Raw genomic sequence first — 20507 nt, forward strand, 5'->3', positions numbered from 1 at the left:
TGCCGACGGGCGCAGGTCATGGGTGAGCCGGGTAACCCCACCGCGGGGTGGCTGCTTGTTGACCGTCCGGCGCTGTCACAATGGCGGCATCGTGACCGACATCTTTCCCGCCGGATCAGGCCGCTACCCAGCCGATGCGCCGGCCTCCGAGGCCCTGTTCGACCGCGCCCGCGCCATTGTGCCGGGCGGGGTCAACTCCCCTGTGCGCGCCTTCCAGGCGGTTGGCGGCACCCCGCGTTTCATGGTCCGTGGCGAGGGCCCGTGGCTGTACGACGCCGATGGTCGCCGCTACGTCGACCTGGTCTGCTCGTGGGGTCCGCTGATCCTCGGGCACGCCCACCCGGAGGTGGTGGACGCCGTCCAGACCGCCGCCGCGCGAGGCACCAGCTTCGGCACGCCCACCCCCGGTGAGGTGGAGTTGGCTGCCGAGATCGTCGCCCGGACCCCGGTCGAGCAGGTCCGCCTGGTCAACTCCGGCACCGAGGCGACCATGTCGGCGATCCGGCTGGCGCGGGGCTTCACCGGCCGCTCGAAGATCGTCAAGTTCGCCGGCTGCTATCACGGGCACGTCGACGCGCTGCTCGCCTCCGCCGGGTCCGGCGTGGCCACCCTGGGCCTGCCCGACTCGCCCGGCGTGACCGGCGCGGCGGCCAGCGAGACGATCGTTCTTCCGTACAACGACATCCGGGCCGTCGAGGAGGCCTTCGCCGCCGAAGGCCCGCACATCGCGGCGGTGATCACCGAGGCCGCCGCCGGCAACATGGGCGTGGTGGCCCCCCGCGACGGCTTCAACCAGCAGCTCGCCCGGATCGCGCACGCACACGGCGCCCTGCTCGTGGTGGACGAGGTGATGACCGGGTTCCGGGTCTCCCGCGCCGGGTGGCACGGCCTCGACGCCTCCGATGCCGACCTGTGGACGTACGGCAAGGTCATGGGTGGTGGCCTGCCCGCCGCGGCGTTCGGCGGGCGGGCGGACATCATGGCGCGACTCGCGCCGGCCGGCCCGGTCTACCAGGCCGGCACTCTCTCCGGTAACCCGCTCGCCTGCGCCGCCGGTCTGGCGACCCTGCGGCTCGCCGACGACGCGCTGTATAAGCGCCTCGACGAGACGGCCACCGTCGTGGGCAAGCTGGCCTCCGAGGCGCTGGCGGCCGCCGGGGTCCCGCACCGACTGTCGTACGCGGGCAGCATGTTCTCGATCTTCTTCACCGACGCCGACGTGGTCGACTACGACAGCGCGCGCACCCAGCAGGTGCCGGCGTTCAAGGCGTTCTTCCACGCGATGCTCGCCGCCGGCGTCTACCTGCCGCCGAGCGCGTTCGAGTCGTGGTTCGTGTCGGCGGCGATCGACGACGTCGCTCTGGAGCACATTGCCGACGCGCTGCCGACGGCGGCGAACGCGGCGGCAGCGGCTGGTCACGGGGGGTAGACAACCTTGAGCAAGACGGTGGTGCACGTGCTCCGGCACGGCGAGGTGTACAACCCCGACCAGATCCTCTACGGCCGGCTGCCCGGTTTCCGCCTCTCCGAGCTGGGTGTGCAGATGGCCAAGGCCGCCGCGCAGGGCCTGGCCGAGCGGGAGATCGTGCACGTGGTGGCCAGCCCGTTGGAGCGCGCCCAGCAGACCGCCGAGCCGATCGCCGCCCAGTTCGGGCTGCCGGTCGGGGTGGACGAGCGGCTGATCGAGAGCGCCAACTGGTTCGAGGGCAAGAAGGTCTCCCCGGGTGACGGGTCGTTCCGCGACCCGCGCAACTGGTGGGTGCTGCGCGACCCGGTGACCCCGTCCTGGGGCGAGGCGTACCGGGTGATCGCCGAGCGGATGTTCGCCGCCGTGCACGCCGCCCGGGTCGCCGCCGAGGGACGCGAGGCGGTGCTGGTGTCGCACCAGCTCCCGATCTGGACGCTGCGCCGCCACGTCGAGCGCAAGCGGCTCTGGCACGACCCGCGCAAGCGCCAGTGCGGGCTGGCGAGTCTCACCTCGTTCCACTTCGATGGCGCGAAGGTGGCGGGCATCGGCTACAGCGAGCCGGCCGCGCACCTGATCGCCCTCTCCGCGACAGCCCGGACGGCCAAGGGGGCCTGATGAACGCCCGGAGGTGGACCGCCGGTCTGCTCGCCGCCGTCGCCACGGTGGCGCTGGTCGGCTGCACGTCCGGGGGCGGCGGGGAGAAGCACTGCACCAGCGATGGCCTCACGATCACCTGTGCGCCGGACCAGCGGTCGAAGACCCCCAAGGTGATCGGCGAACTGCTCACCGGCGGCCAGTACGACATCTCCCAGGCACGCGGCCAGGTCGTGGTCGTCAACTTCTGGGGTTCCTGGTGCGCGCCCTGCCGTGCGGAGGCTGACGACCTGGAGGACACCTACCAGGCCACCAAGGCGTCCGGGGTGACCTTCCTGGGGGTCAACGTGCAGGACAGCAAGGACAAGGCGATCGCCTTCGAGCGGGGCCGGGTGACCTACCCGAGCATCTTCGACCCGTCCAGCAGCCAGGCGCTGAATTTCGACATCCCGCCCAATTCCACACCGGCGACAGTGGTTCTCGACCGCGACGGACGGATCGCCGTGGTGATCCGTCGCGCGGTGACCAAGGATGAGCTACGGCCGATCGTCGAACGGATCGTCGCCGAGAAGCCGGCGCCGAACTGATGGGCGAGACGTTCAGGCAACTTGCGCTCGATGGGCCGCTGCTGCTCGCCATGGCCGCGGCGGCGCTCGCCGGCCTGGTCAGCTTCCTCTCCCCGTGCGTGCTTCCGCTGGTCCCCGGTTACCTGTCGTACGTGACCGGCCTGGCCGGCGCCGACCTGGAGGGTCGCCGAACGCCGGCCGACCCCCTGCCGGCGGGCGGGGGTGTCGCGGTCAAGGAGCGGGTCGCGCGGGTCGGCGTGGTCAAGGGCCGGGTGCTCGCGGGGACGCTGCTCTTCATCGCCGGCTTCACAGTCGTCTTCGTCGCCAGCGCGGTCCTCTTCGCCAGCATCGGTCGGGTCTTCTTCGACTACGAGCGGCAGTTGGAGATCGTTGCCGGCGCGTTGATCATCGTGCTCGGTATCGCCTATCTCGGGATGATCCCGGCCCTGCAACGGGAGTTCCGGATCTCTCGGCTGCCCGCCGCCGGCCTGCTCGGCGCACCGGTCTTCGGGGCAGTCTTCGCGCTCAGTTGGGTGCCCTGCACCGGCCCCACCCTCGGCGCGGTCATGATGATGGCCACCGCCAGCGGTCAGACCGACCGCGCGGTGGTGCTCGCCGTGGCGTACTGCCTCGGGTTGGGGATACCGTTCGTCGTCTTCGGGCTGGGCTTCGAACGCCTGCTCGGGGTCTTCCGCGCCGTCCGGCGCAACAGCCGCTGGGTCACCCGGGTCGGCGGCGCCCTGCTCATCCTGATCGGTCTGGCCCTGGTCACCGGCGGGTGGCAGAGCTTCGTGATCTGGTTGCAGACCACCGTCGGGGTGGGCGAGGTGAGCATCTGATGACGGTCGTCGACGACCGGCCGGAGACCGTGGCGCCGGTGCCACGCCGCCGGCCCAACCGGCTGCTGGCCCTGCTGCGCAACTCGTGGCGGCAGCTCACCAGCATGCGTACGGCGCTGATCCTGCTCTTCCTGCTCGCCATCGCCGCCATCCCCGGCTCGGTGCTGCCGCAGCGCGGGATCAGCCCGGAGAAGGTCAACCAGTACTTCGTGGACCACCCCGACTGGGCCCCCCGGCTGAACCAGATCGGCGCGTTCGAGGTCTTCGGCTCGGTCTGGTTCTCCGCGATCTACCTGCTGCTCTTCACCTCCCTGATCGGCTGCATCACGCCCCGGCTGCGCGACCACATCCGCGCGCTGCGGTCCCGGCCGCCGGCCGCGCCGAAGCGGATGGCCCGGCTGCCGCAGCACACCGTGCTGCCCGCCCCGCCCGGTGGTGCGGTGGCGATCGCCGAGGTGCTGCGCAAGCGCCGCTGGCGCGTCGAGGTGCGCGGCGACGAGGTCTCCGCCGAGAAGGGCTACCTCAAGGAGACCGGCAACCTGCTGTTCCACACCTCGCTGATCGCGGTGCTGATCGGCGTGGCGCTCGGCTCCTGGTACGGCTGGAGCGGCAACCGGCTGCTGGTGGCCGGCGCGGACAACGCGTTCTGCAACACCCGCCAGCAGTACGCCGAGGCGAAGCTCGGCCCCCGGGTCGACAGCGCCGACCTGCCCCGCTTCTGCCTGCGGCTGGACGACTTCCAGGCCCGGTTCCTCGACAGCGGTCAGCCGGAGTTCTTCAACGCCACGGTGACCGTGGACGGCCCCGACGAGCCGACCCGCCGCGCGGACTTCTCGGTGAACTCGCCGCTGCGGTTGAACGACGCGAGCGTCTACCTGCTCGGGCACGGGTACGCCCCGGTGATCCGCTACACCGACCGGTTCGGCAACAGCCAGCTCAGCGACGAGCCGTTCCTGACAACCGGCGACATGGGGCTGACCAGCGAAGGGCTGGCCGCCTTCCCGGACGCCAACGTCGACCCGGCGACCGGCCAGCGCGCACCGGACCAGCAGATGGCGTTCACCGGCATCTACCTGCCCACGGCACCCGAGCAGGCGCCGTTCGTCCGCTCGCAGTACCCGACCGAGCGCAACCCGGCGCTGAACCTGGTCGCCTACCGGGGCAACCTCGGCCTGGACGCCGGCATCCCCGGCTCGGTCTACCAACTCGACCAGCGGCAGGTGCGGACCGGCAAGGTCAAGGAGGTCGGCACCAAACTGCTCCGCAAGGGCGAGACCTGGACGTTGGACGACGGCTCGACAGTCGAGTTCCTCGGCACCGAGCGGTACGTCACCCTCTCCATCCGGCACGACCCCGGCGCGACGCCGCTGCTGATCAGTTGTGGCTTCCTGCTGGTCGGGCTGATGGGCTCGCTGTTCGGGCGGCGTCGCCGGGTGTTCTTCCGGGTGGTCCCGGCCGCCCCCGGGGAAGGATCTCCGACGAGCGGTAGTAGCTTGATGGAGGTCGGTGGGTTGCCGCGTACCGACTATCCAGGGTTCGCCGACGAGTTCACCCAGCTCGTCGCCGCGGTCAACGGTGACGACGGCGCGACCGTACGGGCCGGCGTGCGAGAAGGAGCCGAGTGATGTCCGCACTCTCCGACAATCTGGTGACCTTCGCGATCCTGTACTACCTGGTCGCGATGATCGGCCACGCCGTCGAGTACGCGCTGGGCAACGCGCGTACCCGGGTCGCCACGGCGGCTCCGGTCCGCGAGCTGGTCGGGGTCGGAGCCGGCGGCGGTGTCATCCCGACGCCGCCCGCGTCGGTCCCGTCGCCGCCCACGGCCGACCGCTCCGCCCGGCGGGCCCGGCTCGCGGGCCTGATCGGGGTGGGTGCCACCGCGGTCGCCGCCGCGCTGCACCTGGCGGCGCTGGTCACCCGGGGGCTCGCCGCCGACCGGATGCCCTGGGGCAACATGTACGAGTTCGTGCTCACGGTGACGTTCATCGGGGTCGCCGCCTGGCTGGTGGTGCTCTGGAAGCGGCCGTCGCTGCGCAAGCTCGGGCTCTTCCTCACCCTGGTGATGGTGCTGCTGGTCGCCACCGCCGAGCTGGTGCTGTACGTGCCGATCGTGCCGCTGGTGCCGGCACTGAACTCGTACTGGTTCGTCATCCACGTCTCGACGATCGTCTTCGCGTCCGGCATCTTCCTGCTCGGTGTGGTGCCGGCGGTCGGCTTCCTGATGCGCAACGGGTACGAGCAGGGCAAGCGGAGCTTCCCGTACACCCTGGCCAAGCGGTTGCCCGGCGCGGTCAGCCTGGAGCGGCTGACCTTCGCGCTGCACGCGTTCGCGTTCCCGATCTTCACCTTTGCGGTGATCGCCGGCGCCATCTGGGCCGAGGCGGCCTGGGGTCGGCCGTGGGGCTGGGACCCGAAGGAGACCTGGGCGTTCATCTCCTGGGTGGTGTACGCCGGTTACCTGCACGCCCGCGCGACGCCCAGCGTCAAGCGCAACGTGGCCACCTGGATCGCGGTGCTCGGCTTCCTCACCATGCTGATGAACCTGTTCGGCGTGAACATCTTCTTCACCGGCCTGCACTCGTACGGCGGGCTGGACTGACAGTGGTCATGCGGCGCGGGCCGGTCACGGGGTCACCCCGTGACCGGCCCGCGTCGTTCAGGCGGGTGTGGTCAGCTCACGGTCACCGGGGCGATGTCGTTGTTCGGCTTGTCGTCCACCCGCGGATAACGCTGGAACGGCTGGACCGTGCCGGGGGCTCCCGAGAGGCTGTCGATCCGCAGGTCGAACCCGACCTTGTGCGTCGTGCCGGCCGGGAAGACCGACCCCGGCCCGTTGCAGTACCAGGGTGCCGGGACGGTCTCGGGCTCCTCCTCATCACCGCTCAGCCAACAACCCGGCGGGGCGGCCTGCACGGTGACCCCGGCGGGCGGGACGAAGACGAAGGCCCCGACGCTCTCGCCGGAGAGGCTGCCGTCCGGTACGCCCGGACCCTTGTTGCGCAGACCCACGGTGACCCGCACGGTGTCACCGACGGCACCGGTGACGGTCGCGCCCTTCGCGACGATGTCGAAGGCGCCGTGCACCCCCCGCAGGTAGGTCTGGCCTTCGGCCCGGGTCACCTCAGCCGGGATCACGTCGAGCGCTGCGCCCACCGGCCGTAGCCGTAGCCCCCGGTCGGCGTCGCGGCTCTTGAGCTTCACCCCACTCGGGAGCGGACCGGCGCTGGCCAGCGGCTGCACGACCTGCGTGATGCGCTTGCTGCCGAGCGTCGCCGGGCCGACCGTGGTGGCGAGCGCACCCCGCAGCTCGTGCCGCTGGCCGGGCGCGAACATGCCCCGCACCGTGCAGACGACCACGGTGGCGAGCACCCGGTCGGTGCCGTACCGGCAGTTGCGGTAGCTGGCCGGCACGAGGCCCACCGGGAAGCGCATGGTGAGTCGCAGGTCCACTACCGGTTGGTCGCCGGCGTTGACCACGGCCACCGGGACGGGAAGCGTGTCGCCGACCTCGACGCCGGTCACGGTCCCATTGACCGTGTCGAGCAGGCCGGGCCCGGACCGCACGGTGACCGTCGCCTGCTGGGTGTACGCCTCGGTCTGGTCGCCGAGCGCCGTGTAGTCGAGGGTGCCGCTCGCGCCGTCGAGCGCGCCGGGCGCGGGCCGGAACACCACCGGCACGGTGCCGGTGAGCGTGCCGAACTCGTCGATGGCGGTCGGCGGCATCGGGCAGGTCACCGAGGTGCCCTGAGTGACGCAGAAGTCGGGGAAGGCGGCGGTGGCCACGCCCGCCAGCCCGGTCAGGTCGATGGTCACCCGGGGCTGGCTGGCCCCGGTGCTGGTCAGGGTCAGCGGCATCGTGCGGCCGGGAGCGCCGGGCCCGCAACACCCCGACCCCGCCGGCATCCACGATCTTAGAGATCGCCTGTGACACTTCTTGATCGGTCGACCGGGCCGGATTCTCCGTCGAAAAAGGACCCGGTCGGAGGCCGTCGCGCCGATCGCCAGACCCGCAACGTCCGCTCGACCTGGACGGTGACCTGGTAGGACACCTCCGGCAGATCGGCCAGCTCGATTCGCTCGCCGCGCAACGCGAGTTGGGCGTGCAGCTCCCGGGCGACGGCGTCGCGAAGCTCGACCAGCAGGGGCGACAACCCGTCCGGGTCGCCGACGACATAAGCGTCCGACATGGATCCAGTCTGCTCCGGCGCCCGGCTGTCTGGTGGTCTGGCGTTCCGGTGGCGGGACTTCGTCGAGTTGGCCCGCACCCACTGACCGTCAGCCGCGATCAGCCGCCGAACCAGCCCGGCACGTCGAGCCTGAACCAGTTGGCCGAGGCCATCGTGCGCAGGTCGTCCTCCATGGCGGTGACCCGTTCCGGGCCGAGCGTGTCGGCCCACTGTGTGCGCAGCCGGTCGAAGACCTCCGCCGAGCGGCGGAGTCCGTCGGCGCCGCGTGGGGTCACCCGGACCAGCCGCCGTCGGGCGTCGGTGGGGTCGTCGACCCGCTCCAGGTAGCCGACGGCGACCAACCGGTCGACGGTCTTGCCGGCGGCCTGTTTCGAGATGCCCAGCCGCTGGCCCAGCTCGGTGGCGGTGGTGCCGTCCGCGCCGACGGCCTGGAGCACGAACCCGTGCAGCGGTCGCAGCTCCGGGTGCCCCTCCTGGGCCAGTTCGGCGTGCAGGTCGTCGATCAGCGTCCGGAAGCCGGCCAGCAGCAACAGCGGCAGCGCGAAGCCGGGGCGCGCGGGATCAGTGCTTGCCATGTTCGACAACCACGTTTACTATTTCGTCAACCACGTTGACTATCGTAACGTCCCCCGCTCCAAGCTCTGGGAAGCAGGTAACCATGTCCGTCTTCACCGCCCACACCGTTGAGACCGCACCTGCCGCCGCCCGTCGGTCCATCGAGGGAGTACGCGGCCGGTTCGGCTGGCTGCCCACCCCGGTGGCGCTGATGGCCGATTCCCCGCAGTTGCTGAGCGGCTTCCTCACCGCCAGCGCCGGCTTCGAGCAGACCGACCTCGCCCCGCTGGACCGGGAGGTGGTCATCCTGACGATCTCCACCAGTCACGAATGCCACTTCTGCGTCGCCCTGCACACCGGCAAGCTCACCCAACTCGGCGCGACCCCCGAGCTGATCACCGCACTGCGTTCCGGCTCGGTGCTGCCCGAGCCGCGACTGGAGGCGCTGCGCCGGTTCACGCTGGCCGTGCTCGACCACCGGGGCGCAGTGCCCGACCACGAGCTGGACGCCTTCCTGAGCGCCGGCTACCAGCCCCGACACGCGCTGGACGTGGTGCTCGGCGTCGGCGCGTACACCATGTCCACCTTCGCCAACCGGCTCACCCGGGCACCGCTCGACCCGCCGCTGGCCGCCCACGCCTGGACGCCCACTACTCCATCGTTCGCCGGCCCGCCCCGCACCAGCGTTGATCAAGAGGTTTGCGTCACCGAAGTGGCTCCGGATGACGCAAACTTCTTGATCAACTAGTGGAGTTCGAGGGCTTCTCAGGCCGCCTGAAGGAAGTCGCGCAGCAGGGCCAGCATCTCGTCCGGGCGCTCCTCGTACAGCCAGTGCCCGCAGTCCTCGATCACCTCGCCGCGGACCGTGTCGGCGTACCGGCGAACCTGCTGGGCGACCTGCTCACCGAGGCTGGCCGCCGCGCCGACGGCCAGCACGGGCATGGTCAGCTTCGTGTCCCGGTACGCCGCGTTGTCGGCGATGTCCTGCTCGAACGCCCGGAAGTAGGCGAAGCTGGCCCGCAGTTGCGCCGGGTCGCGCAGATGGCTGGCGAACTCCTCGATGTCGGGCGCGGCGATGCTGCCCTTGCGCACCATCAGGGCATCGGTGAACAGGTCCACCCAGAGCGACTCCCGCCCGTTGACCAGCTGCTCAGGAAGCCCGTTGCCGATGGAGAAGTAGCCGAAGTTCCACACTCCTGGCCCGCCCTCGGTGAGCGCGGGAAACGTGTAGATGCTCTCGTCGGGGATCGGCGCTTCGCTGAGGACCAGCCGACTCACCCGCTGCGGATGGGCGGCGGCGTACGCGTACGCCACCATGGTCCCCAGGTCGTGCCCGACCAGCCGGAGGTCGCTGACCAGGCCGAGCTGGTCGAGCAGCCCGTGCAGATCGGCGGCGACGGTCTTCTTGTCGTACCCGCCGTCCGGGGCGTCGCTGCCCCCGAAGCCGCGCAGGTCGGGCGCGACCACGTCGAAAGAGCGCCCCAACTCGGGCAGCAGGTGCCGCCACATGTGCCAGCACTGCGGGTAACCGTGCAGCAGCACCAGGGGTGGGCCGGCGCCGCCGCGGACGTAGTTCATGGTGATCTGGCCGACCCGCGCCCGCTGCTCGGTGAACCCCGCCGGAACCCGCTCCCCGCCCATCGCCGCCTCCGCCCGCCCGCCTGCCTGCCGCCGGGCTACCCCTTCCACCGCCTGCCATGCGCGAGGCGGCCGTTGATCCACTCGGTATTCAGGAAGTCGGGCCATCCCGAGCCGTCGGATACCACGACTTCTTGAAACGCGAGTGGATCAAGCCGTGGTTTGCGTCCACCACGCGACCACGGGCCCGGGCGCAATCGCGCGCGTCACAGCACCCGGCTTGGGTCGTGCGGGAGCCGGTGCGGGAGACTGGGCGACATGGCGGCTCGTGGCTTCCCGTACACCGATCTCAAGGACTTTCTCGCGGCGCTGGAGCGCGCGGGGGAGTTGCGCCGCGTCGACGTCCCGGTCGACCCGACCCTGGAGATCAGCGAGGTGGTCACCCGCACGGTGCGGGCCGGCGGCCCGGCGCTGCTCTTCGAGCGTCCGACCCGGGGCGAGATGCCGGTGGCGATCAACCTGTTCGGCACCGAGAAGCGGATGGCGATGGCCCTTGGCGTCGACACGCTGGACGAGGTCGGTGCCCGGATCGGCGCGTTGATCAAGCCGGAGTTGCCGGTCGGCTGGTCGGGCATCCGCGAGGGCCTCGGCAAGGTCATGCAGCTCAAGTCGGTCCCCCCGCGCAAGGTGAAGACCGCGCCCTGCCAGGAGGTCGTCTACCGGGGTGAGGACGTCGACCTCAACCGGCTGCCGGGGTTGCAGGTCTGGCCGGACGACGGCGGGATCTTCCACAACTACGGGCTGACCCACACCAAGCACCCGGAGACCGGCAAGCGCAACCTCGGCCTGTACCGACTCCAGCAGCACGGCCGCAACACCCTGGGCATGCACTGGCAGATCCACAAGGACTCGACGGCGCACCACGCGGTCGCCGAGCGGCTCGGGCAGCGCCTGCCGGTCGCGGTCGCGATCGGCTGCGACCCGGTCGTCTCGTACGCGGCCAGCGCGCCACTGCCCAGTGACATCGACGAGTATCTGTTTGCCGGGTTCCTGCGCGGCGAGCGGGTGGAGATGGTCGACTGCCTCACCGTGCCGTTGCAGGTGCCGGCGCACGCGCAGATCGTGCTGGAGGGCTACCTGGAGCCGGGTGAGCGGCTGCCCGAGGGGCCGTTCGGCGACCACACCGGTTTCTACACACCGGTCGAGCCGTTCCCCGTGCTGCACATCGAGGCGATGACCATGCAGCGCAAGCCGGTCTACCACTCGATCGTCACCTCGAAGCCGCCGCAGGAGGACCACGGCCTCGGCAAGGCCACCGAGCGGATCTTCCAGCCGCTGCTCAAGCTGATGATCCCGGACATCGTCGACTACGACCTGCCGGCCGCCGGCGTCTTCCACAACTGCGCGATCGTCTCCATCCGCAAGCGCTACCCGAAGCACGCGCAGAAGGTGATGAACGCGATCTGGGGCGCGCACCTGATGTCGCTGACCAAGCTGATCGTGATCGTCGACGAGGACTGCGACGTGCACGACTACAACGAGGTCGCCTTCCGGGCCTTCGGCAACGTCGACTACGCCCGTGACCTGCTGCTCACCGAGGGTCCGGTGGACCACCTCGACCACTCGTCGTACCAGCAGTTCTGGGGCGGCAAGGCTGGCGTCGACGCGACCCGCAAGCTGCCCACCGAGGGCTACACCCGCGGTTGGCCGGAGGAGATGAGCATGAGTCCGGAAGTCACGGCCCTGGTCGACAAGCGCTGGAAGGAGTACGGAATCTGATGGCCGTCCTCGACGCACCGGCAGCGACGCCGGGCCGGACCAAGTCCTTCCTGAAGCTCGTCGCCGTCGAGCACTCCGTCTTCGCGCTGCCGTTCGCGTTCCTCTCCGCGCTGACCGCCATGCAGATCAACGGCGGCCGTGTGCGATGGCTCGACCTGCTGCTGATCACCGTGGCGATGGTCGGGGCGCGGACGTTCGCGATGGCCGCCAACCGGATCCTCGACCGCAAGATCGACGCGCGGAACCCGCGTACCGCCGGCCGGGAACTGGTCACCGGAGCGGTGAGCGTGCGGACGGCCTGGACCGGCGCGGCCGTCGCGCTGGTGGTCTTCCTGGTCGCTGCCGCCCTGCTCAACCCGCTCTGCCTGGTGCTCGCGCCGCTCGCCGTGGTGCCGCTGGTCGTCTACCCCTACGCCAAGCGGTTCACCAACTGGCCGCACGCCATCCTCGGGGTCGCCCAGGCGGTCGGCCCGGTCGGCGCCTGGCTGGCGGTCACCGGCAACCTGGACGGCTCCGGGCCGGCCTGGTTGCTCGGCGCAGCCGTGGGGCTGTGGATCGGCGGCTTCGACCTGATCTACGCCTGCCAGGATTCCGAGATCGACCAGGAGATCGGCGTGCACAGCGTGCCCGCCCGGTACGGTCGACGCTTCGCACTGCACGCCTCCACGGTCGCGCACGTGGTGACGTTCGCGCTGTTCATCTGGTTCGGCGCGGTGATCGGTCTCGGCTGGCTCTGGTGGATCGGGCTGGCGTTGACAGCGGCGGCGTTCGCCTACCAGCACCTGGTGGTCACCCCGACCGACCTCAGCAAGGTCAACCGGGCGTTCTTCACCGCCAACGGGTTCGTCGGCATCGCGCTGTTCCTCTTCGCCCTGCTCGACCTGGTTGTCCGGCTGGGCCTACGACCCTGAAGCTGGGCGCGGCTCGGTCCGAGGCTGGGCCCGGCTCGGTCTACCGGCCTGGGGCTGGTGGCGCGGTGTCGACGGGGTAGCGGGCGCTCTCGAAGGTCCAGTCGATGGTCCCTCGCACGGCGTACGCGACCCCGTCGAGATGGTCGGCGACCGCCTTGTCCAACGCCGGGCCGAACGACGGCACCGCGGCGCGCAGCGCGACGAAGCGCCGCATCGCCTCCCGCCACTGCTCGGCCGCCCGTTCGACCGCCTCCGCCTCCGGCACCCCCAGCTCGGCCTGCAGGGCGAGGGCCAGGTTGTGCCCACCGGAGGTCGTCCGGTCCCGTTCCAGCGAGGCCAGGTCGTTGTACCAGGAGAGCAGGTCGTTGCCGGTGCGGGCGATCTGACGCAGCAGCGGGTGGTGGTAGACCGGGTCGGGCAACGGTCGGCCGCTGACGAACTCCACCAGCGGGTACGACACCTCCGCCGCCGACGTCGACCGACGCAGCTCGACGTACTCGTCGACGCTGGGGCGGCGCCCGGTCTCCTTGTTGACCGCCTCCTGCCAGGTGCCGTCGAGGTGTCGGGCCACCGCGTCGGCGAAGCGCTGCCGCCACCGGGCCGGCATCCGGCGGCGCGGCTCCCGCCACGCCAGCACCAGCAGCCGCCGCAGCGGGCCGGTCAGCCCGCTCTGCCGCAGCCGGGTGCCGTCGTGCAGCAGCGCCAGGGCACCGTTGCGCAACGCCCGGATCTGCTCCGAGGTCAACCGGTCCGGCCCGTCGCAGGCGTCATCGACCAGGAAGAACCAGGTGAACAGGGCGGCCAGCACCCGCAGGTCGGCTTCGGTCGCCTCCGGGTAGAGCCGCCCGGCGTACCGGGCGAAGGCTCCCCGGGACAGCCGCCGCAGCGCGGCGTCGTCCAGTGGAAGGCCAAGCTCGGGCAGCAGGCCGAGCAGCCAGCCCTGCACCCGATCGGCGTGTGGTGGAAGCCGGGACGGGATCGGACATTCGGCACGCAGCGTTCGGAGGATCTCGCCGGTCGTCACCGATGCCTCCTCTGCGAGATGGTTCCGGTGCGAATCGCCAGCGGCAGCATGTCAGGTCGGCGGGATGCGCAGGTACCCCGCCCGACATGTCGGACCGTACCAACCCGGGGGTGCCCACCGGCGGACCAGCCGGACCAGGCAGGCTGGGGGGCATGCGGGAACCATGGGTGGTCGGGGTCTCCGGTGCCTCCGGTACGCCGTACGCGGTGGCCGTCATCGGCGGGCTGCTCGACGCGGGCGAGCCGGTGGACCTGATCGTGTCCCGGGCGGCGCGACTCACCGTGCTCGACGAGACCGGCCGGCCCTTCCGTGACGGGCACTGGGCCGAGGACCTCGCCGCCTGGCTCGGCCGGGACCTGACCTCGGCTGATGTGCGGCACTGGCCGGCCGGTGACCTGGCCGCCGGGCCGAGCAGTGGCTCCTACCGGGTACGCGGGATGACCGTGGTCCCGGCCAGCACGGCAGCCTGCGCGGGCATCGCGATCGGGCTCTCCAAGGACCTGTTGCAGCGCGCCGCCGAGGTCAACCTCAAGGAACGCCGCCCCGTGGTGCTGGTCCCCCGGGAGACACCGGTGACCCGCAGCCACCTGGAGCACCTCATCGCGCTGCACGACGCGGGCGCGGTGGTGCTGCCTGCCAGCCCCGGCTTCTACGGTGCCGGCGCGGCGGCCAGCGCACAGCAGTTGGTCGACTTCGTGGCCGGCAAGGTGCTGGACGCGCTCGGCGTCCCACACACCCTGTTCCGGCGGTGGTCCGGCCAGCTCGGGGCAGCGCGAAGCTGATCCGTCCGGTCGCGTTGACCCGTCCGGTCGCGTTGAGTACCGGCGTTCGGCTCAGGACGACCGGCGCCGTCGCGCGACGGTTGGCCGAAGCGGGACGCGGACCGGACTGGTGTCCGGTCCGCGTGGCGTTGTCCGCACCAGTTCAGTACATGCCGGCGTTGGCCGGACCCGGCCCCGTGGAAGCCGCCGGGCCCACATTGCGTGGCTTTCCGACCTCATCCACCTCGTCCAGCATGCCCTCCCCCTCAAGCAGGGCTCGCACCTCGGATTCCCGAAACCGGCGATGCCCGCCTGGAGTCCGGATGCTTCCTATCCGGCCGGCCGCCGCCCATCTCGTCACAGTTTTCGGGTCTACCCGAAACAGCGCGGCGACCTCACCCGGTGTCAGCAGGCGATCTCCAGTGTCCACAGCCCCCTCCTCGCGTCGACGAAGCCCCCGGCTGAACACACTGCCCCCGGCTGGTGCGTAGCCCAGAGCCGTCATGAGGGACGTATGGCAATTACAGCACCAGGGACATGGCCTGTCCGCCCAAACGCGAAAAATGCACTGAGTGGGGAGTTAGTAATGTTACTGGTGCTACCTCTGCCCTGACCGCCGGTTTTTGAACAGTGACTCACCGCTCAGTCCAACGGGTGCCGAAGGCCGCACGTTACGTGGGAACGGTTAGGGTCACTCTCTGTGGATGCCATCGACCTGAGCCTCGTCGACCTGCTGCGCGGCAACGCGCGCCTCTCGTACGCCGAGCTGGCCCGACAGGTGGGCCTCTCGGCCCCGGCCGTGCACGAACGGGTCGGCAAGCTGGAAAGCAGCGGTGTGGTTCGGGGCTACCGCGCGGACGTGGCCCCGGAGTCGATCGGGCTGGGTGTCACCGCGCTGATCGGCATCGTCGAGGACTCCGGCGCCGACACCGACGACATGCTCGAGTCGCTGCGGGTGCTGCCCGAGATCGAGTCCTGCTACTTCATGGCCGGCGTGGAGTCGTTCCTTCTCAAGGCGCGGGTCGGCACGATCGCCGAGCTGGAACAGTTGATCGTGCGGTTGAACCGGACGCCAGGGGTCGCCTCCACCCGTACCGCCATCGCGCTCTCCACCAAGTGGGAGAACCGCCCTCAGCCGGTCGGCCCCGCCGCGGCCTGACCGCGTACCCCTGGTGTCGCCCGGTCCGTCGGCGGTAGCGTGCGCCGATGATCCCTCCGGCGCGTCCCGTGGCGGTGGTGACCGGCGCCGCCGGGGGTCTGGGCCGGGCCATCGCCACCGCGCTGCACGCCGACGGCTGGTCGGTGCTGCTCACCGACCTCGACCCGGCGGCGGTGCAGACCGCAGCGGCGCCGCTCGGCGGCTGGTCGGCCGCCCTGGATGTCCGGGACGAGGACGCCTGCGCCGCCATCGCCGCGACCGCGGCGAGCCGGGGTGACCTCGCCCTCTGGGTGAACAACGCCGGCATCCTGGTCACCGGGGCGTCGTGGGAGCACGACGCCCCGACCCGCCGCCGGGTGCTCGACGTGAACGCCCACGGCGCCATGAACGGCACCCTCGCCGCGCTGACCGTGATGCGCGCGCAGGGCCACGGCCACGTGCTCAACGTCGTCTCGTTGGCCGGGCTGATCGCGGCGCCCGGCGAGACGGTGTACGCGGCCAGCAAGCACGCCCTGCTGGCGTTCAGCCTCGGCACCCTGTCCGACCTCCGGATGGCCGGATACCGGCGGGTGCACGTCTCCTGCCTCTGCCCGGACGGCATCTGGACCCCGATGCTGCACGACCGGCTGGACGATCCGGGGGCGGTGGCCTCGTTCACCGGGTCGATGCTGACCGCGCAGCGGGTGGCGGCCCGGGTGGTCCGGTTGGCCCACCGGCCACGTCCGGTGGTCAGCCTGCCCCGCTGGCGGGGAGCGCAGGTGCGCCTGCTGGACCTGCTGCCCAGGGTGGCCGTCGCGCTGACCCCGCTGGTCCGGGCCGCCGGCCGCGCAGGTCAGCGCCGCCAACGCCGCCGGTCGGCACCGCCGGACCGGCGCTGAGCACCGCTTACCTGCTTGCTACGTTTCCTCGCGTGACTCATCTCGACCGGTGCGACGAATCCAGCCGGACCTGGGTGACCGAGGCGATCGCCGCCGTCGAGGCGGACGCGAACCGCTCGGCCGACACCCACCTGCTGCCGTTTCCGCTGCCCCGGGAATGGGGGATCGACCTCTATCTCAAGGACGAGTCGTCACACCCCACCGGCTCGCTGAAGCACCGGCTGGCCCGCTCGCTGTTCCTCTACGGGCTCTGTAACGGCTGGATCGGGCCGCGCACCACGATCGTCGAAGCGTCGTCGGGTTCCACTGCGGTCTCCGAGGCGTACTTCGCCCGGATGCTGGGCCTGCCGTTCATCGCCGTGATGCCCGCCTCCACCTCGCCGGAGAAGGTCGCGCAGATCGAGTTCCAGGGCGGCCGGTGCCACCTGGTGGACGACCCGGCAAGCGTGGTGGTCGAGGCCCGCTGGCTGGCCGAGGACTCCGGCGGGCACTTCATGGACCAGTTCACCTACGCCGAGCGGGCGACCGACTGGCGGGGCAACAACAACATCGCCGAGTCGATCTACGCACAGTTGGAGTTGGAGCGGCACCCGATCCCCACCTGGGTCGTGGTGGGCGCCGGCACCGGGGGCACCAGCGCGACCATCGGCCGGTACGCCCGGTACCGTCGGCTCGCCACCAAGCTCTGCGTGGTCGACCCGGAGAACTCGGCGTTCTACCCGGCCTGGCTGGCCGCCGACTGGTCGATACGGACCGGGAAGGGCTCCCGCATCGAGGGGATCGGCCGGCCCACCGTGGAGGCGTCGTTCCTGCCCTCGGTGGTGGACCGGATGGTCCAAGTGCCGGACGCGGCGTCACTGGCCGCCATGCGCGCCGGATCGGCGCTGCTCGGCCGCCGGGTGGGCGGGTCCACCGGCACCAACCTGTGGGGCGCGTTCGGCCTGATCGCCTCGATGCTCGCCGAACGTCGGACCGGTTCGGTGGTCACCCTGATCTGCGACCCGGGCGACCGGTACGCCGACACCTACTACTCCGACGACTGGGTTGCCGCCCAGGGCCTCGACCTGACGCCGCACCTGGCCACGATCGACCGCTTCCTGGCCAGCGGGGCCTGGCCCGGCTGAACCGCGCCGTGGGCCTTGGCGGCTGAACCGCGCCGTGGGCCTTGGCGGCTGAACCGCGCCGTGGACCTTGGCCTGGGTGAGCCGCCTTGCAGCGGGGCACGGCCCGGCTCGGCGCCGGTCAGCGTGGGTCGATCCGTTCGGCCAGCCCGGGGTAGCGCACCACGTAGCCGCTGTCGTCCAGATCGATGTCGGCGGTGAAGGTGCCGCTGGCGAAGCGCACCCGACCCGGCCCGAGCCCGGTGTAGATCTGCTCGGCCGGCACCACCTCCAGGCCGGGCAGCAGCACCCAGGCGACGGTGATCCGGTGTGCCACATCGGCCGGCTCGGTCGCCATCCTGAGCCGGTGAACAGGAAGGGTGTTGAACAGCGGCGAACCGCTCAGATCGACGTCGAGCGCGTCGGCCAGCCGGTCCGGGTCGTCCGTGCCGGGCAGGCCGGCCCGAGGGTGACCGGCCGCGACGAGGGCCGAGTCCAGGTCGCCCTGTTCGGCGGTGGTCACCCGCCACCGGCCTGCGGCCCGCTCCAGCGTCACCCGGCGTAGCCAGCCGAGCCCTTCGGCCTCGACCTCGACCCGGGCGGTGGCCCAATCCGGCGTGGTGGTCAGCTGGTAGCGGGCGGTCCACGGGATCGGGTCCACGGCGAGCAGGGTGCCCCGGGCCGCCAACCCGCGGACGTCGTCGAGCAGGACCTGCTCGCTGCCGGCGGTGTCCGTCCGGGACCAGAAGATTGACTTCGGCATGGTCGGCATGAGCCGGACGTTACGCGACCTGATCGGCATCGGCAGGGCATGCGCGAACGCCGCCGCGAAGCCTGGGCTTCGCGACGGCGTTCGGTTGATCAATCAGTGGGTACGCGCCGCCGGCCGCCCGCCGAAACCGCGCCGATCGTCACGCGGGCGGTCCTCGCGGGGCCGGTCATCGCGGGGCCGGTCGTCCCGGACGCGGCTCTCCTGGCGGAAACCACCCCGAGCGTCCCGGTCGCCGAAGCGCCGCTCACCCTGCGGTCGGTCACCGAAGCGCCGCTCGCCGGTCGGTCGATCGCCCCGACCGTCCCGGTCACCGAACTGCGGCCGGTCGCCGAACCGACGCTCGCCCTGCGGCCGGTCGCCGTACCCCCGGGTGTCCCGGTCGGCGTAACGCCGCTCGCCCTGCGGCCGGTCGCCGTAGCTGCGGTCGCCCTGCGGGCGGTCGCCGTACCCCCGGGTGTCCCGGTCGGCGTAACGCCGCTCGCCCTGCGGCCGGTCGCCGTAGCTGCGGTCGCCTTGCGGCCGGTCGCCGAAGCGGCGCTCGCCGGTGGGTCGGTCGCCGTAGCGCCGCTCGCCTTGCGGGCGGTCGCTGTAGCTGCGGTCGCCTTGTGGGCGGTCGCTGTGCGGGCGGTCGCCGAAGCGGCGCTCGCCGGTGGGTCGGTCGCCGTAGCGCCGCTCGCCCTGCGGTCGGTCGCCGAAACGACGCTCGCCGCCCGAGCGGTCACCGAAACGACGCGGGCCCCCGGCCCGGTCGTCAAACCGGCGCGGGCCGCCGGAGCGGTCGCCGTAGCCCCGGGGCTCCGCCTCGACGCGGACCGGGACGCCACTGGGCTCACGGGCGCCGACCAGCTCGGCCAACGCCGCGTCTCCCACCCGGACCCGGGTCTCGGCCGGCGCGACGCCGGCCTTCTCCATCATCGCCAGGGTGGTGCGGCGCTGCTTGGGCAGCACCAACGTGGCGACCGCGCCCGACTCGCCGGCCCGGGCGGTACGACCCGCGCGGTGCAGGTAGTCCTTGGGGTCCTTCGGCGGGTCGACGTGCAGCACCAGGGTGACCCCGTCGACGTGGATGCCCCGGGCCGCCACGTCCGTGGCGACCAGCACGTTCATCCGGCCCTCACGGAACTCGGCCAGCGTCTTGGTGCGCATCCGCTGGGTCTTGCCGCCATGCAGCCCACCGGCGCGTACGCCGACGGCCGCGAGCTGCTCGACCAGCCGGTCCACCCCGAGCTGGGTACGGGCGAAGACCATCGTCCGGCCATCCCGGGCGGCGATCGAGGCCGCCACCGGGAACTTCTCGTGCGGCGGGATCAACAGCATGTGGTGGTCCATGGTGGACACCGAGGCGGTGGACGGCGCGGTGGAGTGGGTGACCGGGTCGGTCATGAACCGCTTGACCAACGCGTCGACGTCACCGTCCAGGGTGGCCGAGAAGAGCAGCCGCTGGCCGTTCGCGGGCGTCTTCGCCAGCAGCTCGGTCACCTCGGGCAGGAAGCCCATGTCGGCCATCTGGTCGGCCTCGTCGAGCACCGTGACCTCGACGTCGTCGAGCTGGCAGATGCCCCGCTCGATGAGGTCGCCGAGCCGGCCCGGGGTGGCCACGATGATCTCCACACCGCGGCGCAGCGCGTCGATCTGACGGTCGTACGGAACACCGCCGACGGCGGTCTTGAGGAAGATGCCCACGGACTTGCCCAGCGGCACCAGAGCGTCGTTGACCTGCATGGCCAGCTCGCGGGTAGGCACCAGGACCAGGGCGCGCGGACGCATCGGCCGGGCCCGGTTGCGGTTGGCCAGCCGGGCGATCATCGGCAGGCCGAAGGCGAGCGTCTTGCCCGAACCGGTCTGCCCTCGACCGAGCACGTCGCGGCCGGCGATCGCGTCCGGAACGGTGGCCCGCTGAATCTCGAACGGGCTGGTGATGCCCTGCTGCGCCAGTGCGCGGACCAGCGGCTCGGGCAGGCCGAGAGCGGCGAAGCTGATCGGCTCGGTGGTCTCCGTCGGCACGGGCTCGGCCTGCGGGGTGGCGGTCGCCGCCGGTGCGGTGCCGGCCTCACTCGGAGAGGTGTCGAGCTGCTCCCGGGCGGCGTCGGTCGCCGGGACTGAGTTGAAAACGGACGTAACGGTGCTGGGGTCAGCAGAGGTGGTCAACAAAAACCTTTCGAGCGGGGCGCATCTTCGCGATGGCCTGCCGCGGCTGTGCCGCCGGATCGCCCGCAAGATCGCCCAGGGGCGCACACCACGCGCGCCGGGTCAGTGATCTCAGCCAGTGTACGGCGGTCTGGCGAAGCCGCCAGCCGGTTGTCCGACGGTAGTGGGCGGACTCACCATCGCTG

Annotated in this window: 21 protein-coding genes; 13 read left to right on the forward strand and 8 right to left on the reverse strand. The window is 71.4% G+C overall.

Annotated elements, in window-relative coordinates:
• Window positions 1-91 precede the first annotated feature (91 nt).
• Genes hemL through ccsB form a run of 6 tightly spaced genes read left to right on the forward strand, consistent with a single transcriptional unit; the run spans window position 92 to window position 6069 of the window.
• Entirely contained in the window at window positions 92-1429 is a 1338-nt protein-coding gene (gene hemL / locus V6U86_RS29515) for a glutamate-1-semialdehyde 2,1-aminomutase (protein ID WP_334508991.1), read from the forward strand.
• Between the two features lie 6 nt (window positions 1430-1435).
• A complete protein-coding gene (locus V6U86_RS29520; RefSeq protein WP_030486212.1) occupies window positions 1436-2083 on the forward strand; it encodes a histidine phosphatase family protein in 648 nt (215 codons plus the stop codon).
• Window positions 2083-2649: a TlpA family protein disulfide reductase gene (locus tag V6U86_RS29525; protein WP_334508995.1), complete on the forward strand. Its 567-nt coding sequence runs from the start codon at window positions 2083-2085 to the stop codon at window positions 2647-2649. The genes V6U86_RS29520 and V6U86_RS29525 overlap by 1 nt, the downstream gene beginning before the upstream one ends.
• Window positions 2649-3467 (forward strand): cytochrome c biogenesis CcdA family protein, encoded by an 819-nt coding sequence (locus V6U86_RS29530; RefSeq protein ID WP_334508997.1) that lies wholly within the window; start codon window positions 2649-2651, stop codon window positions 3465-3467. The genes V6U86_RS29525 and V6U86_RS29530 overlap by 1 nt, the downstream gene beginning before the upstream one ends.
• Window positions 3467-5092 carry a cytochrome c biogenesis protein ResB gene (gene resB / locus V6U86_RS29535; protein ID WP_334508999.1) on the forward strand — a complete coding sequence of 542 codons (1626 nt, stop codon included), beginning with the start codon at window positions 3467-3469 and terminating at the stop codon, window positions 5090-5092. The genes V6U86_RS29530 and resB overlap by 1 nt, the downstream gene beginning before the upstream one ends.
• Window positions 5092-6069 (forward strand): c-type cytochrome biogenesis protein CcsB, encoded by a 978-nt coding sequence (gene ccsB, locus V6U86_RS29540; RefSeq protein WP_334509001.1) that lies wholly within the window; start codon window positions 5092-5094, stop codon window positions 6067-6069. The genes resB and ccsB overlap by 1 nt, the downstream gene beginning before the upstream one ends.
• 71 nt (window positions 6070-6140) lie before the next feature.
• Here the strand turns inward: ccsB and V6U86_RS29545 are convergent, their stop codons facing one another.
• The 3 genes from V6U86_RS29545 to V6U86_RS29555 form a co-directional block, all read right to left on the reverse strand.
• The gene (locus V6U86_RS29545) at window positions 6141-7325 is read right to left on the reverse strand and encodes a hypothetical protein (protein ID WP_334509003.1); all 1185 of its coding nucleotides are present in this window, start codon (window positions 7323-7325) and stop codon (window positions 6141-6143) included.
• 56 nt (window positions 7326-7381) lie between these two features.
• Window positions 7382-7657, reverse strand: a complete 276-nt coding sequence (locus V6U86_RS29550; RefSeq protein ID WP_334509005.1) for a hypothetical protein — start codon at window positions 7655-7657, stop codon at window positions 7382-7384.
• Between the two features lie 98 nt (window positions 7658-7755).
• Window positions 7756-8232, reverse strand: coding sequence for a MarR family winged helix-turn-helix transcriptional regulator (locus V6U86_RS29555; protein WP_334509007.1), 477 nt, complete (start codon window positions 8230-8232; stop codon window positions 7756-7758).
• An 83-nt stretch (window positions 8233-8315) separates the two neighbouring features.
• Here V6U86_RS29555 and V6U86_RS29560 point away from each other — a divergent pair, with 83 nt between their 5' ends.
• Complete coding sequence (locus V6U86_RS29560) at window positions 8316-8960, forward strand: carboxymuconolactone decarboxylase family protein (RefSeq protein ID WP_334509010.1); 645 nt, start codon at window positions 8316-8318, stop codon at window positions 8958-8960.
• A gap of 17 nt (window positions 8961-8977) precedes the next feature.
• Here the strand turns inward: V6U86_RS29560 and V6U86_RS29565 are convergent, their stop codons facing one another.
• Window positions 8978-9853: an alpha/beta fold hydrolase gene (locus tag V6U86_RS29565; RefSeq protein ID WP_334509013.1), complete on the reverse strand. Its 876-nt coding sequence runs from the start codon at window positions 9851-9853 to the stop codon at window positions 8978-8980.
• A 255-nt stretch (window positions 9854-10108) separates the two neighbouring features.
• Between V6U86_RS29565 and V6U86_RS29570 the strand changes: the two genes are divergently transcribed.
• The gene (locus tag V6U86_RS29570; protein ID WP_334509016.1) at window positions 10109-11569 is read left to right on the forward strand and encodes a menaquinone biosynthesis decarboxylase; all 1461 of its coding nucleotides are present in this window, start codon (window positions 10109-10111) and stop codon (window positions 11567-11569) included.
• On the forward strand, window positions 11569-12480 hold the full coding sequence (gene mqnP, locus V6U86_RS29575) for a menaquinone biosynthesis prenyltransferase MqnP (RefSeq protein WP_334509018.1): 912 nt from the start codon (window positions 11569-11571) through the stop codon (window positions 12478-12480). Before V6U86_RS29570 ends, mqnP begins: the two co-directional genes overlap by 1 nt.
• Before the next feature lie 40 nt (window positions 12481-12520).
• Here the strand turns inward: mqnP and V6U86_RS29580 are convergent, their stop codons facing one another.
• Window positions 12521-13504 carry a terpene synthase family protein gene (locus V6U86_RS29580; RefSeq protein WP_334509020.1) on the reverse strand — a complete coding sequence of 328 codons (984 nt, stop codon included), beginning with the start codon at window positions 13502-13504 and terminating at the stop codon, window positions 12521-12523.
• 152 nt (window positions 13505-13656) lie between these two features.
• Between V6U86_RS29580 and V6U86_RS29585 the strand changes: the two genes are divergently transcribed.
• Window positions 13657-14286, forward strand: a complete 630-nt coding sequence (locus V6U86_RS29585) for a UbiX family flavin prenyltransferase (RefSeq protein WP_334509022.1) — start codon at window positions 13657-13659, stop codon at window positions 14284-14286.
• 142 nt (window positions 14287-14428) lie between these two features.
• Here the strand turns inward: V6U86_RS29585 and V6U86_RS29590 are convergent, their stop codons facing one another.
• On the reverse strand, window positions 14429-14695 hold the full coding sequence (locus tag V6U86_RS29590; protein WP_007454516.1) for a BldC family transcriptional regulator: 267 nt from the start codon (window positions 14693-14695) through the stop codon (window positions 14429-14431).
• Between the two features lie 270 nt (window positions 14696-14965).
• Between V6U86_RS29590 and V6U86_RS29595 the strand changes: the two genes are divergently transcribed.
• Genes V6U86_RS29595 through V6U86_RS29605 form a run of 3 tightly spaced genes read left to right on the forward strand, consistent with a single transcriptional unit; the run spans window position 14966 to window position 17426 of the window.
• On the forward strand, window positions 14966-15424 hold the full coding sequence (locus V6U86_RS29595) for an Lrp/AsnC family transcriptional regulator (RefSeq protein ID WP_334509027.1): 459 nt from the start codon (window positions 14966-14968) through the stop codon (window positions 15422-15424).
• 47 nt (window positions 15425-15471) lie between these two features.
• The gene (locus V6U86_RS29600) at window positions 15472-16302 is read left to right on the forward strand and encodes an SDR family NAD(P)-dependent oxidoreductase (RefSeq protein ID WP_334509030.1); all 831 of its coding nucleotides are present in this window, start codon (window positions 15472-15474) and stop codon (window positions 16300-16302) included.
• A gap of 32 nt (window positions 16303-16334) precedes the next feature.
• The gene (locus V6U86_RS29605; protein ID WP_334509033.1) at window positions 16335-17426 is read left to right on the forward strand and encodes a PLP-dependent cysteine synthase family protein; all 1092 of its coding nucleotides are present in this window, start codon (window positions 16335-16337) and stop codon (window positions 17424-17426) included.
• Between the two features lie 118 nt (window positions 17427-17544).
• On the opposite strand, the gene V6U86_RS29610 is transcribed toward V6U86_RS29605, so the two are convergent.
• Together V6U86_RS29610 and V6U86_RS29615 are read right to left on the reverse strand one after the other, a co-directional pair.
• A complete protein-coding gene (locus V6U86_RS29610; RefSeq protein ID WP_442935030.1) occupies window positions 17545-18165 on the reverse strand; it encodes a putative glycolipid-binding domain-containing protein in 621 nt (206 codons plus the stop codon).
• A 102-nt stretch (window positions 18166-18267) separates the two neighbouring features.
• Window positions 18268-20322, reverse strand: a complete 2055-nt coding sequence (locus V6U86_RS29615) for a DEAD/DEAH box helicase (RefSeq protein ID WP_442935029.1) — start codon at window positions 20320-20322, stop codon at window positions 18268-18270.
• Between the last annotated feature and the right edge of the window lie 185 nt (window positions 20323-20507).

It is taken from the genome of Micromonospora sp. CPCC 205558 (assembly GCF_036902955.1).
Lineage (GTDB): Bacteria > Actinomycetota > Actinomycetes > Mycobacteriales > Micromonosporaceae > Micromonospora.

Bases quoted from the DNA above. Each gene is read 5' to 3' on its own strand.
- V6U86_RS29525 (WP_334508995.1), top strand. From the start codon at position 2,083: ATGAACGCCCGGAGGTGGACCGCCGGTCTGCTCGCCGCCGTCGCCACG.
- V6U86_RS29530 (WP_334508997.1), top strand. From the start codon at position 2,649: ATGGGCGAGACGTTCAGGCAACTTGCGCTCGATGGGCCGCTGCTGCTC.
- resB (WP_334508999.1), top strand. From the start codon at position 3,467: ATGACGGTCGTCGACGACCGGCCGGAGACCGTGGCGCCGGTGCCACGC.
- ccsB (WP_334509001.1), top strand. From the start codon at position 5,092: ATGTCCGCACTCTCCGACAATCTGGTGACCTTCGCGATCCTGTACTAC.
- V6U86_RS29545 (WP_334509003.1), bottom strand. From the start codon at position 7,325: ATGCCGCTGACCCTGACCAGCACCGGGGCCAGCCAGCCCCGGGTGACC.
- V6U86_RS29550 (WP_334509005.1), bottom strand. From the start codon at position 7,657: ATGTCGGACGCTTATGTCGTCGGCGACCCGGACGGGTTGTCGCCCCTG.
- V6U86_RS29555 (WP_334509007.1), bottom strand. From the start codon at position 8,232: ATGGCAAGCACTGATCCCGCGCGCCCCGGCTTCGCGCTGCCGCTGTTG.
- V6U86_RS29560 (WP_334509010.1), top strand. From the start codon at position 8,316: ATGTCCGTCTTCACCGCCCACACCGTTGAGACCGCACCTGCCGCCGCC.
- V6U86_RS29565 (WP_334509013.1), bottom strand. From the start codon at position 9,853: ATGGGCGGGGAGCGGGTTCCGGCGGGGTTCACCGAGCAGCGGGCGCGG.
- V6U86_RS29570 (WP_334509016.1), top strand. From the start codon at position 10,109: ATGGCGGCTCGTGGCTTCCCGTACACCGATCTCAAGGACTTTCTCGCG.
- mqnP (WP_334509018.1), top strand. From the start codon at position 11,569: ATGGCCGTCCTCGACGCACCGGCAGCGACGCCGGGCCGGACCAAGTCC.
- V6U86_RS29585 (WP_334509022.1), top strand. From the start codon at position 13,657: ATGCGGGAACCATGGGTGGTCGGGGTCTCCGGTGCCTCCGGTACGCCG.
- V6U86_RS29600 (WP_334509030.1), top strand. From the start codon at position 15,472: ATGATCCCTCCGGCGCGTCCCGTGGCGGTGGTGACCGGCGCCGCCGGG.
- V6U86_RS29610 (WP_442935030.1), bottom strand. From the start codon at position 18,165: ATGCCGAAGTCAATCTTCTGGTCCCGGACGGACACCGCCGGCAGCGAG.